This window comes from Alteromonas sp. AMM-1 (assembly GCF_047290655.1).
Taxonomy (GTDB): domain Bacteria; phylum Pseudomonadota; class Gammaproteobacteria; order Enterobacterales; family Alteromonadaceae; genus Alteromonas; species Alteromonas mangrovi.
In genome coordinates this window covers 1-17,078 of record NZ_JBLBUE010000069.1, presented here as the reverse complement: position 1 = coordinate 17,078, position 17,078 = coordinate 1, and the positions used below count along the sequence as shown (strand labels likewise).

General features: G+C 47.6%; 20 protein-coding genes. 10 read left to right on the top strand and 10 right to left on the bottom strand.

Annotated features, from left to right (window positions below; translation table 11 throughout):
- Positions 1–8: 8 nt before the first annotated feature.
- From ACLR2L_RS12000 to ACLR2L_RS11980, 5 genes are all read left to right on the top strand, one after another.
- Positions 9–92, top strand: coding sequence for a DUF4870 domain-containing protein (locus ACLR2L_RS12000; RefSeq protein WP_413368458.1), 84 nt, complete (start codon positions 9–11; stop codon positions 90–92).
- Positions 93–141: 49 nt separating this feature from the next.
- Positions 142–642 (top strand): hypothetical protein, encoded by a 501-nt coding sequence (locus ACLR2L_RS11995; protein WP_413368457.1) that lies wholly within the window; start codon positions 142–144, stop codon positions 640–642.
- 128 nt (positions 643–770) lie between these two features.
- Complete coding sequence (locus ACLR2L_RS11990) at positions 771–1,157, top strand: c-type cytochrome (RefSeq protein ID WP_140957184.1); 387 nt, start codon at positions 771–773, stop codon at positions 1,155–1,157.
- An 84-nt stretch (positions 1,158–1,241) separates the two neighbouring features.
- Entirely contained in the window at positions 1,242–1,415 is a 174-nt protein-coding gene (locus ACLR2L_RS11985) for a hypothetical protein (protein ID WP_413368456.1), read from the top strand.
- A 12-nt stretch (positions 1,416–1,427) separates the two neighbouring features.
- Entirely contained in the window at positions 1,428–2,270 is an 843-nt protein-coding gene (locus tag ACLR2L_RS11980) for a DUF1444 family protein (RefSeq protein ID WP_413368455.1), read from the top strand.
- A gap of 42 nt (positions 2,271–2,312) precedes the next feature.
- Here ACLR2L_RS11980 and ACLR2L_RS11975 read toward each other — a convergent pair whose 3' ends face one another.
- A complete protein-coding gene (locus ACLR2L_RS11975; RefSeq protein ID WP_413368454.1) occupies positions 2,313–2,765 on the bottom strand; it encodes a hypothetical protein in 453 nt (150 codons plus the stop codon).
- A gap of 158 nt (positions 2,766–2,923) precedes the next feature.
- Entirely contained in the window at positions 2,924–3,889 is a 966-nt protein-coding gene (cysK, locus tag ACLR2L_RS11970; protein WP_413368453.1) for a cysteine synthase A, read from the bottom strand.
- Positions 3,890–4,081: 192 nt separating this feature from the next.
- On the opposite strand from cysK, the gene ACLR2L_RS11965 reads away from it, so the two are divergent.
- The 5 genes from ACLR2L_RS11965 (at position 4,082) to ACLR2L_RS11945 (ending at position 8,814) form a co-directional block, all read left to right on the top strand.
- Positions 4,082–4,918 (top strand): AAA family ATPase, encoded by an 837-nt coding sequence (locus ACLR2L_RS11965; protein ID WP_140957192.1) that lies wholly within the window; start codon positions 4,082–4,084, stop codon positions 4,916–4,918.
- Complete coding sequence (locus ACLR2L_RS11960) at positions 4,918–6,096, top strand: vWA domain-containing protein (protein ID WP_413368452.1); 1,179 nt, start codon at positions 4,918–4,920, stop codon at positions 6,094–6,096. The genes ACLR2L_RS11965 and ACLR2L_RS11960 overlap by 1 nt, the downstream gene beginning before the upstream one ends.
- 149 nt (positions 6,097–6,245) lie before the next feature.
- Entirely contained in the window at positions 6,246–7,442 is a 1,197-nt protein-coding gene (locus tag ACLR2L_RS11955; RefSeq protein WP_413368451.1) for an RDD family protein, read from the top strand.
- Positions 7,429–8,031, top strand: coding sequence for a nucleotidyltransferase family protein (locus ACLR2L_RS11950; RefSeq protein WP_413368450.1), 603 nt, complete (start codon positions 7,429–7,431; stop codon positions 8,029–8,031). The genes ACLR2L_RS11955 and ACLR2L_RS11950 overlap by 14 nt, the downstream gene beginning before the upstream one ends.
- Positions 8,032–8,061: 30 nt before the next feature.
- Complete coding sequence (locus ACLR2L_RS11945; protein WP_413368449.1) at positions 8,062–8,814, top strand: rhomboid family intramembrane serine protease; 753 nt, start codon at positions 8,062–8,064, stop codon at positions 8,812–8,814.
- A gap of 57 nt (positions 8,815–8,871) precedes the next feature.
- On the opposite strand, the gene ACLR2L_RS11940 is transcribed toward ACLR2L_RS11945, so the two are convergent.
- The 8 genes from ACLR2L_RS11940 to ACLR2L_RS11905 all read right to left on the bottom strand — a co-directional run.
- Entirely contained in the window at positions 8,872–9,492 is a 621-nt protein-coding gene (locus ACLR2L_RS11940) for a MarC family protein (protein WP_140957201.1), read from the bottom strand.
- Position 9,493: 1 nt separating this feature from the next.
- Positions 9,494–10,096 carry a methyltransferase family protein gene (locus ACLR2L_RS11935; protein WP_413368448.1) on the bottom strand — a complete coding sequence of 201 codons (603 nt, stop codon included), beginning with the start codon at positions 10,094–10,096 and terminating at the stop codon, positions 9,494–9,496.
- Positions 10,097–10,214: 118 nt separating this feature from the next.
- Positions 10,215–10,571 (bottom strand): Fis family transcriptional regulator, encoded by a 357-nt coding sequence (locus tag ACLR2L_RS11930; RefSeq protein ID WP_140957205.1) that lies wholly within the window; start codon positions 10,569–10,571, stop codon positions 10,215–10,217.
- Positions 10,568–11,938: an MATE family efflux transporter gene (locus tag ACLR2L_RS11925; protein WP_413368447.1), complete on the bottom strand. Its 1,371-nt coding sequence runs from the start codon at positions 11,936–11,938 to the stop codon at positions 10,568–10,570. Before ACLR2L_RS11925 ends, ACLR2L_RS11930 begins: the two co-directional genes overlap by 4 nt.
- A gap of 14 nt (positions 11,939–11,952) precedes the next feature.
- Positions 11,953–13,182 carry a gephyrin-like molybdotransferase Glp gene (glp, locus tag ACLR2L_RS11920; RefSeq protein WP_413368446.1) on the bottom strand — a complete coding sequence of 410 codons (1,230 nt, stop codon included), beginning with the start codon at positions 13,180–13,182 and terminating at the stop codon, positions 11,953–11,955.
- A gap of 113 nt (positions 13,183–13,295) precedes the next feature.
- Positions 13,296–15,077 (bottom strand): sugar phosphorylase, encoded by a 1,782-nt coding sequence (locus tag ACLR2L_RS11915; RefSeq protein ID WP_413368445.1) that lies wholly within the window; start codon positions 15,075–15,077, stop codon positions 13,296–13,298.
- A 2-nt stretch (positions 15,078–15,079) separates the two neighbouring features.
- A complete protein-coding gene (locus tag ACLR2L_RS11910) occupies positions 15,080–16,303 on the bottom strand; it encodes a glycosyl transferase (protein WP_140957211.1) in 1,224 nt (407 codons plus the stop codon).
- Positions 16,304–16,311: 8 nt separating this feature from the next.
- Positions 16,312–17,078: HAD-IIB family hydrolase (locus tag ACLR2L_RS11905; RefSeq protein ID WP_413368444.1), on the bottom strand; the 767-nt coding region annotated here is incomplete at its 5' end.

The following is a 17,078-nucleotide window of genomic DNA, read 5'->3' as shown; positions in this document are numbered from 1 at the left end:
TGCTTAATCTGATTTTCGCCATTGTAGCCGCCATAAAAGCAAACAATGGCCAGGTTTGGGTTTATCCCTTTAGTATCCGGTTTCTGAAGTAACAAAAATGAGTTGTTTGGCTACAAAATGGACGTTAGCTCAGAGGGAAAAATGACGCTAAATACCAACGTAGATCTATCGCTTCTCAAAGGGATGACCTTTACATTTACACACTTGCAGCAGGTTATTGTGCTGAAAGTCAGCGCGCTTACAGGCAAAGAAGCGGTTTACATCAACAACAAACTGGTGAGCCAGGCGCGCAACATAAAAACACATACTGTGCATGAATGTGATCACGAGGGGATTGCTTATCAAATTGAGTTGCATGTTGATAGTCTGCTTAAAGGCAACATTACCTGTTCGCTCACTGCCGATGAGCAACCAGTGACAACCTATGAGCTGAGTTACGACAAGCGCAAGGGTAAACCGCTTATTGAACTGCCTTTGCTTGTGCTGGTTGGTGCCGGTTTGGGGGTAGGGATGTCATATGGTGTTGTTACGCACTGGATGGCATGGATGTGTATTGGCGTAACCATGGTGTGGGCGGCTAAAAAATCACGCAAGCAATGGGTGTGTCGTGAGCGATGCTTTACTGCTGATCTACAGGCCTGAACACCACTGTTTTGATTGAATTTTATTGATCCACATCAGCTACAACGCTAACCAGTACTTTGGGAGGATAGAGTACCGATTGGTGCAGGCGTAATCTGATTTCAGTTTCACTTTATTAAGGAAATATCATGAAATTAGGTAAATTTGGATTAGTGAGTGCACTTGCTTGCGCAGCCTCTATCGCCCATGCCGGACAGGCAGAATCGCAAGACGTAAAAATGATTAACCTGGCTCATCAAAGTGGTTGTGTAACATGCCACGCTATTTCAGGTGCCGGTAAAGGTCCCAATGGTCTTAAGCCAATTGGTCCTGCCTGGCAGGATGTGGCCAAAAAATACGGTAACGATCCGGATGCCAAAGCTGCATTAGTTACTACCGTACTAAATGGCTCCAGCCCTTATCAGAGTCATTGGAAGGGCGAGGTTTCAGGCGTTGCCATGCCGCCCAACTCCGTTGTGTTATCAAAAGAGCAGGCCAATGAATTAGTCGGCTGGATATTACATTTGGCAGATTAATACAGTTGCACCGCAGCTGGGCCAGTTGAACAGTTCAGACTGCGGTGCTATAACACCGTACGCTAATTGGTATACGGAAAGCACATGGAAGGCTACATTCTGCGCAAGCAGCACATCTACGCCCTTAGCGGCGAGCACAAAACCCACTTTCTTAACGACAATGCGAAACGCGTTAACCTCTCACTTGGCGATTTGCCGGCTTCGGATTGCGACTGGAGCATATCAACTGTAAACCGACTCATAATAGCAACCAACTAACAGGACGTTCGCTTGAAATACTTAACTGCATTACTTTTTACTGTGTATTCACTGTGCTCATTTGCCGCAGATGTGTTAGCACCTGAGGCGTTTACTGCGCGTTACGTAAAGGCGTTAGAGGAAACCTATCCAGGCATTAGTGTGACCATTTCAGAACCCTTGGCGATTGCAATTAAATATCCAAATGGTGCACAGATGACCAGCTATTTGGATAACGCTTATATCGATTACAAGCAAAGCCCTGAGGATATCGACAATGTTATTGCAACCTATGCTGCTGGTTTGGAAGATACCCGCAATCTGGACAGTGCAGAATTTACGCTTGCTGAAGTGATGCCGGTAATTAAAGACCTGTCTTATATCCAGCAGGTAGGTGATATGTTGAAAGATGCCGACCCAGATAACGGCCTGGTTTACGAAGCACTAAACGAAGAATTGTTTGTGGTATATGTGTTTGATACTCCCACCTCGGTTAGGTTTATGACCCAGGACGACCTCAAGGATTTGGGTGTTCAACAAACCAGCCTGCGTGAAACCGCGCTAAATAATTTGCAAAGGGTATTGCAAAACGTTCAACTGCAAGGCGATCCTGCCACTTTGTGTATCCTGGTGGCTGATGGCATGTACGAAGCATCCATGCTGTTGTTTCATAGCATATGGAACAAGCAACAGTTCCCGGTTAAAGGTGAAATTGTGGTGTTTATACCGGCAAGGGATGTGGTGCTGGTAACGGGCAGTGAGGATACAACCAGTCTTGCCACTATTCAGGAGATCCTGTTTGATAAACAAGGGTTCGCACACCCAATTTCCAGTAATGGGTTTGTGCTAAAAGACGATAAATGGGTTCATTTTTAACCCAGGTAAGCAAATCACAATAGGGACGATGATACCGATCCGTTATAAAAACGGATCAGCCTGAACTTTATCTACTTTCCAGCGACCGTTTACTTTAACCAGTTCAAGGGTGCGTAAGTCTTCTACTTTGTCGCCATTGTACTCGCCAGAAAAGAACAGGGTAACGATTGCGCTCTCTGCGTATTCGGTTCGTCCAACTGACTGCCCCGTTTGAGGCGTCACTTCAACCGTATCGTATTTCAGGTTAAACAGGTGACGTTGTACGTTGTTGTTTGTATGGTAGCGTTGCAGTATACGCGCTAAGCGATCAGTACTAATATCTATTGCGCGATCGATACTGTCATCAAGATAGATACCGCGAATAAACATCACCGCAGTGTATTCAGGTGTGTTTTCATCGAGCATGCCGTATCGCCCGATCCGTTCTTCTTTTTCGCAGCCGCTCATTATGCAGATCAGACTGGCTATACACAGCAAATGAAGGAAATTTTTCATTGTATATCAACCTGTAGTTATTCACCTTAGAGTAACAAGGAATGCTTTTGAAAGGCAACAGACAATCAAACTTACGAATTTTGCAGCGATAAATCATACAGGCTTAAAACAACAACGGGGCCAGAAGGCCCCGTTGTAATCGTGAAAGATTTCAGTAATTACTGAACTTCTTCCTGATCGCCAAAGGCACCCGCAAAGAGTGGGCTCGAAAGGTACCGTTCTGTACCGCTTGCCAGCAATACAACAACAATCTTGTCTTTGTTCTCAGGACGCTCGGCATAACGTTTAGCTGCCACCACTGCGGCACCAGACGAAATACCTGCCAGAATACCTTCTTCTACCATCAGGCGGTGCGCCATTTCCATACACTCTTCATTGGTTACGCGCTCAACTTCGTCAACCAAATCCAAATCCAGGTTGCCAGGGATAAAGCCTGCGCCAATACCCTGAATTTTATGTGGTCCAGGCGTTAGCTCCTGACCCGCTTTCGCCTGAGTGATGACTGGCGAATCGGTAGGTTCTACCGCAACAGAAGTAATGGCTTTGCCTTGCGTCTTTTTAATGTAACGGCTAACACCAGTGATAGTACCGCCAGTGCCAACGCCCGCTACGAAAGCATCGATTTTGCCGTCAGTGGCTTGCCAGATTTCCGGGCCAGTCGTTTTTTCGTGAATTTCCGGGTTTGCCGGGTTTTCAAACTGCTGAAGCAGCACGAATTTTTCGGGGTTGGAATCAACGATTTCCCGAGCGGCTGCTACGGCACCTTTCATGCCTTTGGGCGCTTCAGTTAACACCAGGTTTGCACCCAGGGCTTTTAATAGTTTACGACGCTCCAGACTCATGCTTGAAGGCATGGTCAGCGTGATTTTATAACCACGCGCTGCTGCAACAAATGCCAACGCGATACCGGTATTACCACTGGTAGGTTCAACAATTTCTTTACCTGCGGTCAGGACTCCGCGCTTTTCCGCGTCCCAAATCATGTTTGCACCAATACGGCACTTAACGCTAAAACTTGGGTTACGAGATTCAATTTTCGCGTAAACGTTTCCTGATGTAACGCGATTTAATTTAACCAGCGGCGTGTTACCGATAGAAAGTGAATTATCTTCAAAAACTTGCATGCTTGTTCCTTTTTGTTTGTCCTGAGCCCTACAATATTAGAACATAGTGACTTGCTAACATAGCTTGGGACGGTGTTGCACGTTAACGCGCATTTCGTTACCCCTATATCATTGTTATTAAGCTGAAAAAAGCAAAGTGATTTTGGCTATATGTTATGGTTATTTTAATGGTTTACAGTTTCGAGGAATAACATGGCTTTTAAAGGTACTGAAAATTATATCGCCAGCGACGACCTGCAGTTGGCGGTAAATGCGGCCATAACGCTTGAGCGCCCATTGTTAATTAAAGGCGAACCGGGTACCGGCAAGACCCGGTTGGCAGAAGAATTGGCCGCGAGCCTGGGTACTGAGTTAATTCAGTGGCATATTAAATCGACTACCAAAGCCCAGCAGGGATTGTACGAATACGATGCAGTTTCGCGCCTGCGCGACTCACAGTTGGGCGACGACCGGGTTCATGACATTGGCAATTACATAGTAAAAGGCAAGCTATGGCAGGCATTTGAGGCTGGTCAACGCCCGGTATTGCTGATTGACGAAATAGACAAGGCTGACATTGAGTTTCCCAACGACCTGTTGTTAGAACTGGATAAGATGGAATTCTATGTGTACGAAACGCAGCAGTACATTAAAGCAGTGCAGCGTCCGGTGGTCATTATTACCTCCAACAACGAAAAGGAATTACCCGACGCCTTCCTTCGTCGGTGCTTCTTTCACTACATCAAATTCCCCACGCCAGACGAAATGCGTCAAATCGTACAAGTACATTGCCCGGATATAAAACAACGATTACTGGAAGAGGCCTTAACATCTTTCTTCAATATTCGGGAAGTGCCCGGTTTAAAGAAAAAGCCATCAACATCAGAGCTGATTGACTGGCTGAAACTGCTGGTGGCAGAAGATATACCACCTGAAGCACTGCAAAACAGCGACAGCAAAGCCAGTATTCCGCCGTTGTACGGTGCATTGTTAAAGAACGAACAGGACATTCACCTGTTTGAAAAACTGGTCTTTATGGCACGCCGCTAATGTTAGTTGATTTCTTTTTCACGTTACGCAAATACGGGGTGAGTACCTCGTTGCGCGAGCTGTTGGATTTGCTTAAAGCGCTGGAAAAGCAAGTGGTGTATGCCGACTTGCAACAATTCTATTATTTAGCCCGCATTGTTATGGTGAAAGATGAGTCTCAATTCGACAAATTCGACAGGGCATTTGCGGCCTATTTTAAAGGCGTTGAGGCTATCGATTTGTTCGGTGAGAGTATCCCTGAAGAATGGTTGCGCAAGGAGTTTGAAAAACACCTTACTCCGGAGGAGCGCGAGAAATTGCGACGTGAGGGCGGCCTGGAAGCATTGATGAAGACTCTGCGTGAACGGTTGGAGGAACAACAAAAGCGTCATGCTGGTGGCAATAAATGGGTTGGAACAGGTGGAACCAGCCCTTTTGGCGCGTATGGCGACAACCCTGAAGGCGGGCGCATTGGTCAGGATGGAAATCGCAAGTTTTCAGCTGTAAAGGTCTGGGATAAAAGGGAATTTAAGAATTTCGACAATGATGCTGAGCTGGGTACGCGTAACCTTAAAATGGCATTGCGCAAGTTACGCCAGTTCGCCCGAACCGGTGCCAGTGAAGAACTGGACATGCCGCGAACGATTTCCAGTACCGCCAGGCAAGGCGGCATGCTGGATATTCATATGCAGCCAGAGCGACACAATGCAGTAAAGGTGCTGATGTTCTTCGATGTGGGTGGCTCTATGGATGCCTATGTAAAAGGCGTCCAGGAATTGTTTTCTGCGGTGCATACCGAGTTTAAGCATCTGGATTACTACTACTTTCACAACTGCGTGTATGAGTCGGTGTGGAAAGACAATGCCCGGCGCAATAATGAACGCATCGAGGTGTGGGACATCATTCACAAGTATGGTCGCGACTACAAAGTAATTTTTGTGGGTGATGCCACCATGGGCCCTTACGAAATTGCCTATTCGGGTGGTAGTGTGGAGCACTGGAATGAAGAGCCGGGCGCAACCTGGATGCAACGTCTCACTCAGCATTTTCAACATTGTATCTGGCTTAACCCGCAACCAGAAAATTACTGGCCTTACTACCAATCTGTTAGTTTAATTAATGAATTAATGGAAAATCGCATGTTCCCCCTTACGCTGGATGGGCTGAGCCGGGGTATAAAATCGTTACAGAAAAAGTAGTCTACACGCTGTTGTTGACCAGCAAAAAAGCGTATAAATAATGCCTGTTGCGGTAGTTTTTCACCGCAATTGCATTTACACGAATTTCGGGGTTACACCGAAACACAGCCTTAACGCGCACAGTTCTAACATTACAGGGATGGCATCGCATGACAGAAGAACCAGAAAATCTAATCGCATCCAATCCAGAGCCAGCATCTGCCACTGCCAAAAGTGAAGAGCCGGTACTGAGCAATAAAGAAACCCGGGAAATCGTTACGCCGTACGCGTTTGGCGTGGCTGATGCGTTGTTGGGCCAGCCATTGGCAACGCCTTTGCGCAGGTTAGTTGCGCAGTTAATCGATATTTCTATTGTTGCGATGTTAAGTTCTGCTCACGCGTTTGTGCTGGCGTGTTTTGCAGCTGTGACGTTTTTTAAAGCCGGTAGCCATTTAGCGAAAGGAACAAAGCGCACTACCGCGCGTAAATTATTGCGTTTTTCTGCTGCTTGCCTGTTATTTATGGTGACCTACAGCATAGTAGATTCGTATAACGGATCGCCGGTTAAAAATATTGGTACGCCGGACAGTACCAATCAATGGGCTGAAGCAGGATTGGGTTTAGCTCAACAGCTTGCATGGCGGGCATGCGAAGACAATATGGATTGCTATAAGGAAATTGCTGCGGATTTTGGCGAAGCAATGGCGGATACCGGCATGTCAAAATCGGATTTTGATCGCAAACTTCAGGCGTTCTTTAACGACAAAGACATCGACGCGCAAACACGAGCTGAATTATCAGAATTGTATACCGCAGCGTTTGATGCTCTACAAGAGCCGGAAGCGCAGGGGGATAATGCAGATGAGGGCACCTCAGACAAGGACAACTTAGACAACGACACGTTACAGGCAAGTACCGTCCCCACACCGCCGTCAACCAAGAAGGCAGATGAACCGGTAGTAAGGCTGGGATTGGGTAACGACAACAATACTCAGCGATCACAAAGTATTATTGGCTGGGTTGAAGGAATTATTCGTGATCTAGGCCTTGGCTTTGGTTGGGCTGCATTGTACTACAGCGTCCTTACAGCGTGGTGGCGCGGGCATACCATCGGTAAGAAATTACTGCGTATCAAAGTGGTGAAACTCGACGGAAGCCCGCTCAATTTGTGGGAAAGCTTTGGTCGTTACGGCGGCTATGGCGCAGGTATAGCCACCGGATTGCTGGGCTTTTTCCAGGTGTTCTGGGACCCAAACCGCCAAACCATTCAGGATAAGATTGCGGAAACCCTGGTGTTATATCGCCCCGTAGGCGCTATTCCTATTCCGCAATTGTTAGAAGAAGCGCAGCATTTTGAAAAGTCCTGAGTTAGAAGCCGGTTTCAGCAATATTCATGCTGTGCTCCTGGCAGCTGGCCAGGCCAGCCGGTATGGGAGCAATAAACTGCTATCCATTCACACTGACTCGCAGTTGCCTCTGCTCTGGCATGTTTGTGAGCAATATAAGCTAGCCGGGATTGAGCGGATAACGGTGATCACTGGCCATTGGCACGATGCTATCTGCGCCAGTGCGGCAGAGGATATCGTCATTGAATACAACAGCCAGTGGCAAAGCGGATTAGCCAGTAGCGTAAAACTGGCTAATCAAAAAGTAAGCAGCCGCGACGCTTTATTGTTGGGATTAGGCGATCAAGCCGGTATTACCGCAGATGGCCTAGCGGCATTGTGCAGCGCCTATCAGCCGCAGGTTATTACTGCCAGTCAGTATGACGGATTGCTGGGGGCCCCGGCAATCTTTCCGCCTTCACAGCGGCGCACTTTAACCCTGCTTACTGGCGATCAGGGGGCGGGCAAAATAATACGCCAGCGATATCAGGCAAATCCGCAGGCCTTTAATATTGTGCCGCTGGAGGAAGCGGCCTGGGATATAGATTCACCGTCTGACTGGTTGGATTGATTTTATGTTTCGCGTCCCAATATCTGGGGAATGAAACGACAAAACGCGTACCAACTCACCCCATCCATCATGCCCGTAGTGTTTGCAGTAGCCCTGTTGTGGGTGATCCAATCTGCCGGTGTGTTATTTCACCTTGATTTGTCACTTTTGGGTGTAATCCCGCATGACGTGGTTCGCTTGTACGGCATTGTCACTTCGCCGCTGGTTCACGGTTCATACGAGCATCTCTTCAACAACACGCTGCCGCTGATTGTGCTGGGCAGTATGGTGCGTTACGGCTACCCCTCATCCAAAGGAAAAGTGCTGCTGTGGGCGTGGCTTACATCTGGTGTGGGCATTTGGTTATTTGGCAGGGAATCGGTGCATTTGGGTGCCAGTGGCGTGAGCCACGGTTTGTTTTTCTTTTTGTTTACGGTAAGTCTGTTGCGAAAGGACAAGCGTTCAGTTGCCCTTATGATGATTGCGTTTTTTATGTATGGCGGCATGGTCATGAGCATATTTCCCCGCGATCCCGGTATCTCGTACGAGGCACACTTCTTTGGGGCACTAGGTGGTGTGATCGCGGCGGCACTATACTGGAAACGCGATCCGAAACCGGCGATTAAACGCTACAAATGGGAAAGCCATGCTGATGAAGACGACCCGGTGATTGGTGATTTGTGGCAACAGTCACCCCATCCAGACCAGCCGGATACGCATTCACGTCACAATGTTGCACAACAACACGAACACGGTCATAACGCACATCCTCATTCCCATCGCCATGATCGTCATTATCACTGAGCGTCACTTTCATTAAGCGCCGCAATCATTAAGCACAGCAATCATTAAGCTCCAGCATCACTGAGGCAGGGCAATACCAAAATAATCGGTAATACCTGCCAGTATATTGGTGGTGGCCAGCGATGCCAGAATAAAGCCCATTACGCGACTGATAATATTTGCGCCCATCGGGCCTATAATTCGAATAATTACGTTGCTGCCCAGCATCAATAGTAGCGTGATCACCAGTACTATCATCATCATAGCCGCCGTTTGGGCTTGCTCCCAGATGGTATATACATTGTTTTTCGTTAGCAATACCGCCGCCAGCATCGCACCGGGGCTGGCAATGGAGGGCACCGCAATAGGAAAAATAGCCGTTTCCCTGGCGTTGTCGGCCATTTTAAGCTCCTGTTCTGGCTTGCCCTCACCAAATATCATCGAAAGCGCAAACAGGAAAAGAACTATACCACCAGCTATCTGAAAGGCCGGTAAAGGAATGTGCATGGCGGTAAGAATCAATTCACCTGCAACAATAAAAAACAGCAGCACAACACTGGAAGCGGCAAAAGCAATCAATGCAATGTTGCGTCGTTGCCTTGCTGTGTGGTGTGCAGTGGATGCCATAAACACGGGTAGCGTGCCGATAGGGTCGATAACCGCGAAAAAATAAATGAGTACAGGAATAAAATCGATCATGTTAAAACCAGCGTGGCACACTCTGTAAATATTGTTGATACTGGGCGGTAAACTGTTTGTTCAGCGCCACCTCTTCAATGTTGACTTGCTTATACAGGGCATGCCAACCCACCAATAAACAAATCAGGGTAAATACCGAGGGCAGGGCCATAAAAAATCCAAACTGAGCAATTGCCACGCCCACATAAGCCGGGTTTCTGCTGATGTTGTAAAGCCCTTCACTTACCAGTTGTTGTGTTGCAGTGCTGTCTACACCGCTGCGCCATTGTTTGCCTAACGACAAATTAGCGGCTATGGCTAATCCAAAGCCCATTACCATAAACGTTGTACCCGCCCACATCAGTTGTGGGATCTCAAACGCGGATAATCGGAGAAGAAATTGATCGGTGGCTGGGTAAAACAATCGAACAACGCAAACCAGCCAGATGCTAACGCGAAACACCCGGAAAGTCAGGTGGTTCCACCAATGCTGACTATAACGGCGGCCCATACACACTACTCGCTTTTGACGCCGGTTTTTTACGATCACTAACGACGTATAAAATACCGCAACAAACGTGAAAAATGCGGCCAGAAACAGCCTTAGTGCATAAAAATCTTCCATGGCACCCTCAGTGAATTTGCTAATCAGAAACTATGGTTATAGTGCTGAAATACTGCAAGGTAAATGCGCTGAGCTTAAGATCACCTGCGCTGGTTGATCTACCGCTGAGGCTAACAGGTTATTTACCCAGTATGCGCTGTAATCGATTTTGCCAGTGTCCGGCGTCTTCTTGTGCACAACGTTCTTCGCTGTCATATCGCACATGATGACGACTGTCTTTTAACTTTATTCCTGCTTTGAGCAGCTGCTGCTGAATAAGCTGGCGTAACCGGGTATCGTGCCCATTTTGTTGTGCAGAAGCTACTTCTTCATCGGTGTTAAACACGCAGGTTACCATCAGGCTGCCGGGGAAATGGTTGTACTTTGCAGTGTGCGTTAGCCATTCAAATCCAATGTTCCAGGTTTTAGCTGTTTCACACGCCACCGTTAGCGCTTTTATTACATTATTGTCGAGTTTTTTGATTGTTTTGTTCATGCACTTATAGCCTGAGTGTTTAATTTGCGCTGAATGTAATACAAACGAGCACCCAGCATAATGGCCGCGCTGGTTAATCCGGCGATGATCCCCAGCCAGAAACCTGTTGCTGAGAGCGGGGCGGCGGTAACCCAGTCGGTACGTCCCAGGATCACGCCAACGGGCAAACCAATTAGCCAGTAAGCACAAAAGGTAATATAGAACATGGCCGTGGTGTCTTTGTAGCCGCGCAGTGCATTAGCGGAGATGACCTGAACCGCATCTGAAAACTGAAAAATGGCTGCAAATACCAGTAATTGAGAGGAAATAACAAGTACGTCTTTATTGCTGGTATATAAGCCAATAATGATCTCACGCCCGAATATGGTAAAGCCGGCAGTTAAACAGGCAACCAGTGCGCCTATACATAGTGCACTTTTTACCGCAGTGCGAGCCTGGTTAGGCCGGTTCTGACCAATTCGGTATCCTACCCGAATAGACGTTGCCATGCCCATGCTCAGTGGGAACATAAACATCAGTGACGAAAAGTTGAGTGCGATTTGGTGAGCGGCTACCACGTTTGGGCCAAAGGGGGCCAGTAACAGGGCAATTACTGCAAACAAGGTCACTTCAAATAGAATTGTCATGGCGATTGGCAGACCAAAGAAAAAGGTAGCCTTAATGTCAGCCAGACACGGTGAGTACCAGTGTGCAAACAATTTAAACGACTGAAGTCTTGGCGCTATGCGAATATAAATGAGCGTAGCAATACTCATGGCTACAAATATCAGGGCAGTCGCAATACCGCATCCGGCACCACCAAATGCTGGAATACCCCAACCGCCGTAAACAAACAGGAAGTTACCTGCAATATTCACGATTAGGCCAATCACGGTAATGATCATGCTGGGTTTGGTATGCCCAAGTGCTTCGCAGTAATTGCGAGCCCACTGATACAAGGCAAATGCAGGAAACGACCAAAACACGTATCGCACGTAATCTGCTGTAATGGTTGCCAGGGTGGCATCCATAGGAAATATCGATACTATGGCGGGTGCAAAAAATGCCGCGGTAAACGGCACAATACTGATCAGCAACAGCAAATAGCCTGCTTGTTGAGTGGTGTTCGCCACCTGATGATGGGCTTTTGACCCATGCAGGCGCGATACCAGTGGCGGGATTGCCAGCGCAATCCCCTGAATAAAGCTCATCACCGGAATCGTGATACTGAAACCCAATGCGACGGCGGCCATGTCTATAGCGCTGTAACGCCCTGCAATAATAGTATCGCTTACACCCATTAGCATCTGGGTAAGTTGCGCAATCAGTAATGGCCACGCGAGTTTTATCAGCCGACGACTTTCAAGTGCAGTGCGCCGGGAAATCATAATCATACCGGTACTTAACCCCAAATGCTGAAAGGTTGGATCATGATGTTATCGCCAGCTTGAAGGTGTTCGGCTTCTGCGGGAATAAGCATGTAACAGTTCGCTTCCACAATGCCTGTCATTACCCCTGAACTTTGCTTGCGGTGTGGTGTAACCATCAGCTTACCATGTTCATCGGTATGGTATGTGGCCCGCTGAAAGTCCAGACGACCTGCTCTGCGTTTTATTGATACCGATAGGGTTGCGGGTAATAACTGGCGGTGAGATTCCGCGTTAACCGATTCACCTTGCATATGGCGAATGAGCGGGATCACCAATTGTTCGGTTGTAACATAGGCAGATACCGGATTGCCGGGTAAACCGCAGAATAGCGCCTTGTTTAAGTGCCCGAAAGCGAAAGGCTTACCGGGCTTAATGGCGACTTTCCAAAAGGCGACTTTTCCTAGTTCAGCCAATACGTCTTTAATAAAATCCGCATCACCTACCGATACTCCACCGCTGGATATTACCAAATCACATTGTTGTGACGCGGTGTGCAGTGCGGTGCGAATGGCGTCGGGTCGATCGGCAATAATACCGTAGTCAATCAGATTAACCTGGCACTGATTCAGTAGTGCAGCCACACCAATGCGGTTGGATTCGTAAATTTGCCCTTTCTCCAACGTTTCACCGGCAGACTTTAACTCATCACCTGTGGCCATTAAACCAATAGTAACCGGGCAATACACGTCTACTGTTGCCATTCCCAGTGAACTGAGCAGAGTAAGATGAGAGGGGCGTAACCGGGTGCCTGCACGAATTACACAGTGTCCGGCTGTAATATCTGCCCCAGTCTGGCGGATATTGGCACCGCTTTCAGCGGTTTCCATAATCACTATGTGAGTATCTGTGCGCTCAGTATCTTCCTGGATCACAACGGCATCACATGCATCCGGGATCGGCGCGCCGGTCATGATCCTCGCGCATTCGCCACGCCCGATAACATGCTCATTGGTATCGCCTGCGAAGATACTGGCTACTATGGGCAACTGATTACCGGCTTTTGCATCGTCTGCGTGCATGACGTAGCCGTCCATAGCCGAGTTGTGACAGGGCGGAACGTTAATAGGCGCGATGATATCCTGGCTAGCCACCCGGTTTAACGCTTCCATTAACGGCAAGTTCACCGATTCAGTTGGGGAGGGCGCAGCAGCCAGAAGGGTATTTAACGCATCTTGTAGGGGTAACCAGGGATTCGCAGCCATGAGAATGTCTTACAATTCAATGAGGCGCGCAGTATAACACCATTGAGCGGAGAGTAGGGAACAGAATAACGGCAAACAGCGAGTGTAGAATATCGCTGTTTACCGCCTGTAAATCAGGCATTTGCCTTTCGGTATTCCTCGTAGTCCATGTTGCTTAGCCATACAGTTTGGTATGGCTTAAGCTGCATAAAACCCAGTACATCCTCTACCTGATCGCGACTTATCAGATCAATCCAGTTGTCGGTGCCTATCAGGTTAATGTCAGATAACAGAATAGATTGTTCTTCGTCTGTGATGTTACTGATACAAAATATACTTTGTTTGCGATTCAGACTCTGACGCCAGTAGCCAAACAATTTTGTTCCCAGTTGTAACGTAAATTGCGTGGCATTCGGATGGAAGGCTTCCTGCGCTTTGCGTATGCGAATCAACTGTGACAAACGGGTAAGGACTTTGTGGTGTTGTGAATACGGCGAGTCCAACAGGGCTTCCAGCTCACCGTAATCCCAGCGTTTGCGATTAATTGATCGATTTTGCCCGGTATTCGCCACTTTTTCGTAATCGTTAGAGGTACCCAACAAGCTGTGAATATATAAACCAGGGATCCCTTCCATCCCTAACATCACGGCGTGGGCGCACAGGAATCGGTCGATCTGGTGTTTATCAGGCCCCTTTACGGTGCCCTGCATAGCGTCAAACAGGGTAATGTTAATTTCATACGGCTTCTGCTTACCATGCTCCGACGATCGCCAGGAAATCCGGCCACCAAAGTTCTGCATGGCCTGAACCAGCGTGCCCAGTTCCTCGTCGCTCAACAATCCCTCAGCCGGGCGCAAACCAATGCCGTCGTGTGAGGCGATAAAGTTGAAGTAGGTCGTTCCATTTTGCGCAGGTGGCATACTCATCATCCAGTTTTTCAGATAAGTACAATCACCCGTTACCATGGTATTGACCAATAAAGGTGGCAACGAGAAGTTATAAATCGCGTGCGCTTCGTTAGCATTACCAAAGTAAGTGAGGTTCTCACGGTTAGGAATGTTGGTTTCAGTAATGATGATGATACTGGGATCAACATGCTCTATTAACGTACGCATTAAACGAATCACTTCGTGTGTTTGCGGCAGGTTAATACAGTTTGTACCAATGATTTTCCACAAGAACGCGACGGCATCCAGACGGAACAATTTGGCACCGTTGTCGATGTAGTGCTTGATAATTTGAATAAAGGTGAGCAGTACCTTGGGGTTTCTGAAATCAAAATCCACCTGATCGTGACTAAACGTACACCACACATATTGCGTACCGTTTGCCGTTTCGGTTTCTCGTAACAGCGGACTGGTACGCGGGCGAGTCACATCAGACAAATCATCAGTCGGATTTGCAGTCATAAAAAAATCACTGCCCGGACCATCGCCCTTTATAAAGTTGTCAAACCACACGCTGCGTGACGAGCAGTGATTGATAACCAAATCAAACATCAGGCCGTATTCGGCGGCAATACGGTGTACATCCGACCAGGTGCCAAGACCTTCGTTAACACTGGAATAGTTAATAACCGAAAATCCGTCATCAGAACTAAACGGGTAGAACGGCAAAATGTGTACCTTGTTCACGGTACTCTTACAATAGGTGTGTAAGAAGCGAAACAATGTGAACAGCGGCGACTCGTGCTGATTCATCACACTATCGCCATAGGTGATCATAACAATATCCTGCTCATCCCAGTGATTGTGATGAGGCGAGGGAATGGTTATGTCTTCTTCACTATGCAAACCAATGGTGTTCATTAACTGCGTAGCAAGTTCACCCATTGGAATGTCGGTTACCACATCGGCATAAATAAACTGCAGATGGTGGCTGATTTTCTCGTGTAGGTAATTCCAGTGTTGAGTCATGGCTATCCTCTGAATTCTTCAGTGTCTGCTTCTACAGCCTCCAGCAAGCGTTCCAGAATATCAGGAACCGCGCTGGTTACCCGGTTCCAGCTTGGAATGAACGGTGTTTCCATTGGGTTTTCAAGGAAGTGTTGGCCGGCTTTCATGATATTACTGGCAAACATTTCCACTGCTTTTTCTTCGTTGTGGATATCCAGACTCAGTCCGTTCATTACTGCGTCGTTGTGATAGGTTTCAATAAAGTCCAATGCAATGCGGAAATAGGTTGCTTTAATTGAGCGGAACATTTCATTGCTGAATGTAAAACCTTGTGTGGCAAGCTTGCGGAAGACCGCTTTGGTAATGTCGATAGACATTTTGGATAAGCCGCCTTGTTCATTATTTAACGACAGATCCTGATGCTTGTGATCATAGGCATCGGCGATGTCAGCCTGGCACAAGCGGTTGTGTGAGTAATTGCGGTGCATTTCAGACAGTACACCGATTTCCAGTCCCCAATCGCTGGGAATGCGGATGTCGTTCAGTACGTCGCGGCGGAATGAAAATTCACCCGCTAACGGATAACGGAAGCTATCCATAAACTCAATGTATTCGTTGTCGCCCAGCGTGCGTTTCAGGGCGCGTAGTAAAGGGGTAACCAGCAGGCGTGATACACGGCCATTGATTTTTCCATCGGCAACCCGTGCATAATACCCTTTACAAAATTCATAGTTGAACTGAGGGTTGGCTACCGGGTAAATCAAACGAGCGAGCAAGTCGCGTTTATAGGTAACAATATCGCAATCATGCAATGCAACGGATTCCGCCTTGTTAGACGCCAGTACATAGCCCATGCAATACCACACATTGCGGCCTTTACCCAATTCTTTAGGGGCTAAGTCAAGCGACTGTAACTCTTCATCAATGGCTTTTAAACGAGGACCATCGTTCCACAAAATCCGGTGGTGTTGTGGTAAACGCTTAAAAAATCCCTGGGCGTGACGGTATTGGTCGGCATCGGCGCGATCCAGTCCGATCACAATTTCAGACAGGTATGGCACTTTTACCAGTTCATCAACAATATGCGTTAGAGCCGGGCCTTCGAGTTCTGAAAACAACGAAGGCAGGATCAGTGCCATCGGGCGCTTTTGAGAGAAGCGCAACAACTCTGCTTCCAGTGCTTCAGTTGAGCGATTCGACAGGTTGTGCAAAGTAGTAACTATACCGTTTTGATAAAAATCGGCCATGTGTCCTCCTAATCTTTCAATGAAAGCAATTGTGTGAGCATTTCTGTCCAGCCTTCAGGACCGGTTAAGGTGCTGGTATAAACATTGTCTTTTTTATTCAGGGAAGGGGGCTGATGCGTAGGCGAAGCAATGCGTATAGCAATGTCTGCCGCCTCCATCATCGCAATATCGTTTTTGCCATCACCTAAGGCTATCGACGTTACATCGGTAGCAGTTTGGCGGCGATATTCTTCCATAAACCAGCGCAGGGCTTTACCTTTGGTACAATCACCAGAAATGTGAATAAATCTGCCACCTTCCAGCGGTGTGGCGCCGCGTTCCTTAACGGCTTGAATAAATGCGTGTTTCCTGTCTTCTGTGCCAAGCCATAGCACGGGTTCGCCAAACTGACGTTTTGCTGCCAGTTGGGCATCTTCTTCGCTTAAGCCTGTCGCATCCATGAGTTCCTGAATCGACATTTCGCTAAAGTGAGTAAACTCTGCTGCAAAATCTGCTTTTACTAACTCCAGTAGCTTTAACCAGTATCCTTTGGACGAAATAAAGGACTTACACCAGAATCCATCCTGCCAGGTGGTGCCCGCTGGCTTTTGTTTAAAAAAGCCATGGGGAATGTAAGCTGCCGCACCGTTTTCAATAATAAACGGCCCTTTTAAGCCAATTTTTTCACGCAGCTCCACCATTTCTAAAAATGTTTTGCTGGTATTGGGTATTACTGGAATTCCTCTTGTTTTTAGTGTTTCCAGAGTAGGCGCCGCCGCCGCAAAACTGTAAGTGA

What these genes read in the sequence shown, in the direction of transcription:
- ACLR2L_RS11995 (WP_413368457.1), top strand. Translation starts at nt 142, where the DNA reads ATGACGCTAAATACCAACGTAGATCTATCGCTTCTCAAAGGGATGACC.
- ACLR2L_RS11990 (WP_140957184.1), top strand. Translation starts at nt 771, where the DNA reads ATGAAATTAGGTAAATTTGGATTAGTGAGTGCACTTGCTTGCGCAGCC.
- ACLR2L_RS11985 (WP_413368456.1), top strand. Translation starts at nt 1,242, where the DNA reads ATGGAAGGCTACATTCTGCGCAAGCAGCACATCTACGCCCTTAGCGGC.
- ACLR2L_RS11975 (WP_413368454.1), bottom strand. Translation starts at nt 2,765, where the DNA reads ATGAAAAATTTCCTTCATTTGCTGTGTATAGCCAGTCTGATCTGCATA.
- cysK (WP_413368453.1), bottom strand. Translation starts at nt 3,889, where the DNA reads ATGCAAGTTTTTGAAGATAATTCACTTTCTATCGGTAACACGCCGCTG.
- ACLR2L_RS11965 (WP_140957192.1), top strand. Translation starts at nt 4,082, where the DNA reads ATGGCTTTTAAAGGTACTGAAAATTATATCGCCAGCGACGACCTGCAG.
- ACLR2L_RS11960 (WP_413368452.1), top strand. Translation starts at nt 4,918, where the DNA reads ATGTTAGTTGATTTCTTTTTCACGTTACGCAAATACGGGGTGAGTACC.
- ACLR2L_RS11955 (WP_413368451.1), top strand. Translation starts at nt 6,246, where the DNA reads ATGACAGAAGAACCAGAAAATCTAATCGCATCCAATCCAGAGCCAGCA.
- ACLR2L_RS11945 (WP_413368449.1), top strand. Translation starts at nt 8,062, where the DNA reads ATGAAACGACAAAACGCGTACCAACTCACCCCATCCATCATGCCCGTA.
- ACLR2L_RS11940 (WP_140957201.1), bottom strand. Translation starts at nt 9,492, where the DNA reads ATGATCGATTTTATTCCTGTACTCATTTATTTTTTCGCGGTTATCGAC.
- ACLR2L_RS11935 (WP_413368448.1), bottom strand. Translation starts at nt 10,096, where the DNA reads ATGGAAGATTTTTATGCACTAAGGCTGTTTCTGGCCGCATTTTTCACG.
- ACLR2L_RS11930 (WP_140957205.1), bottom strand. Translation starts at nt 10,571, where the DNA reads ATGAACAAAACAATCAAAAAACTCGACAATAATGTAATAAAAGCGCTA.
- ACLR2L_RS11925 (WP_413368447.1), bottom strand. Translation starts at nt 11,938, where the DNA reads ATGATTTCCCGGCGCACTGCACTTGAAAGTCGTCGGCTGATAAAACTC.
- glp (WP_413368446.1), bottom strand. Translation starts at nt 13,182, where the DNA reads ATGGCTGCGAATCCCTGGTTACCCCTACAAGATGCGTTAAATACCCTT.
- ACLR2L_RS11915 (WP_413368445.1), bottom strand. Translation starts at nt 15,077, where the DNA reads ATGACTCAACACTGGAATTACCTACACGAGAAAATCAGCCACCATCTG.
- ACLR2L_RS11910 (WP_140957211.1), bottom strand. Translation starts at nt 16,303, where the DNA reads ATGGCCGATTTTTATCAAAACGGTATAGTTACTACTTTGCACAACCTG.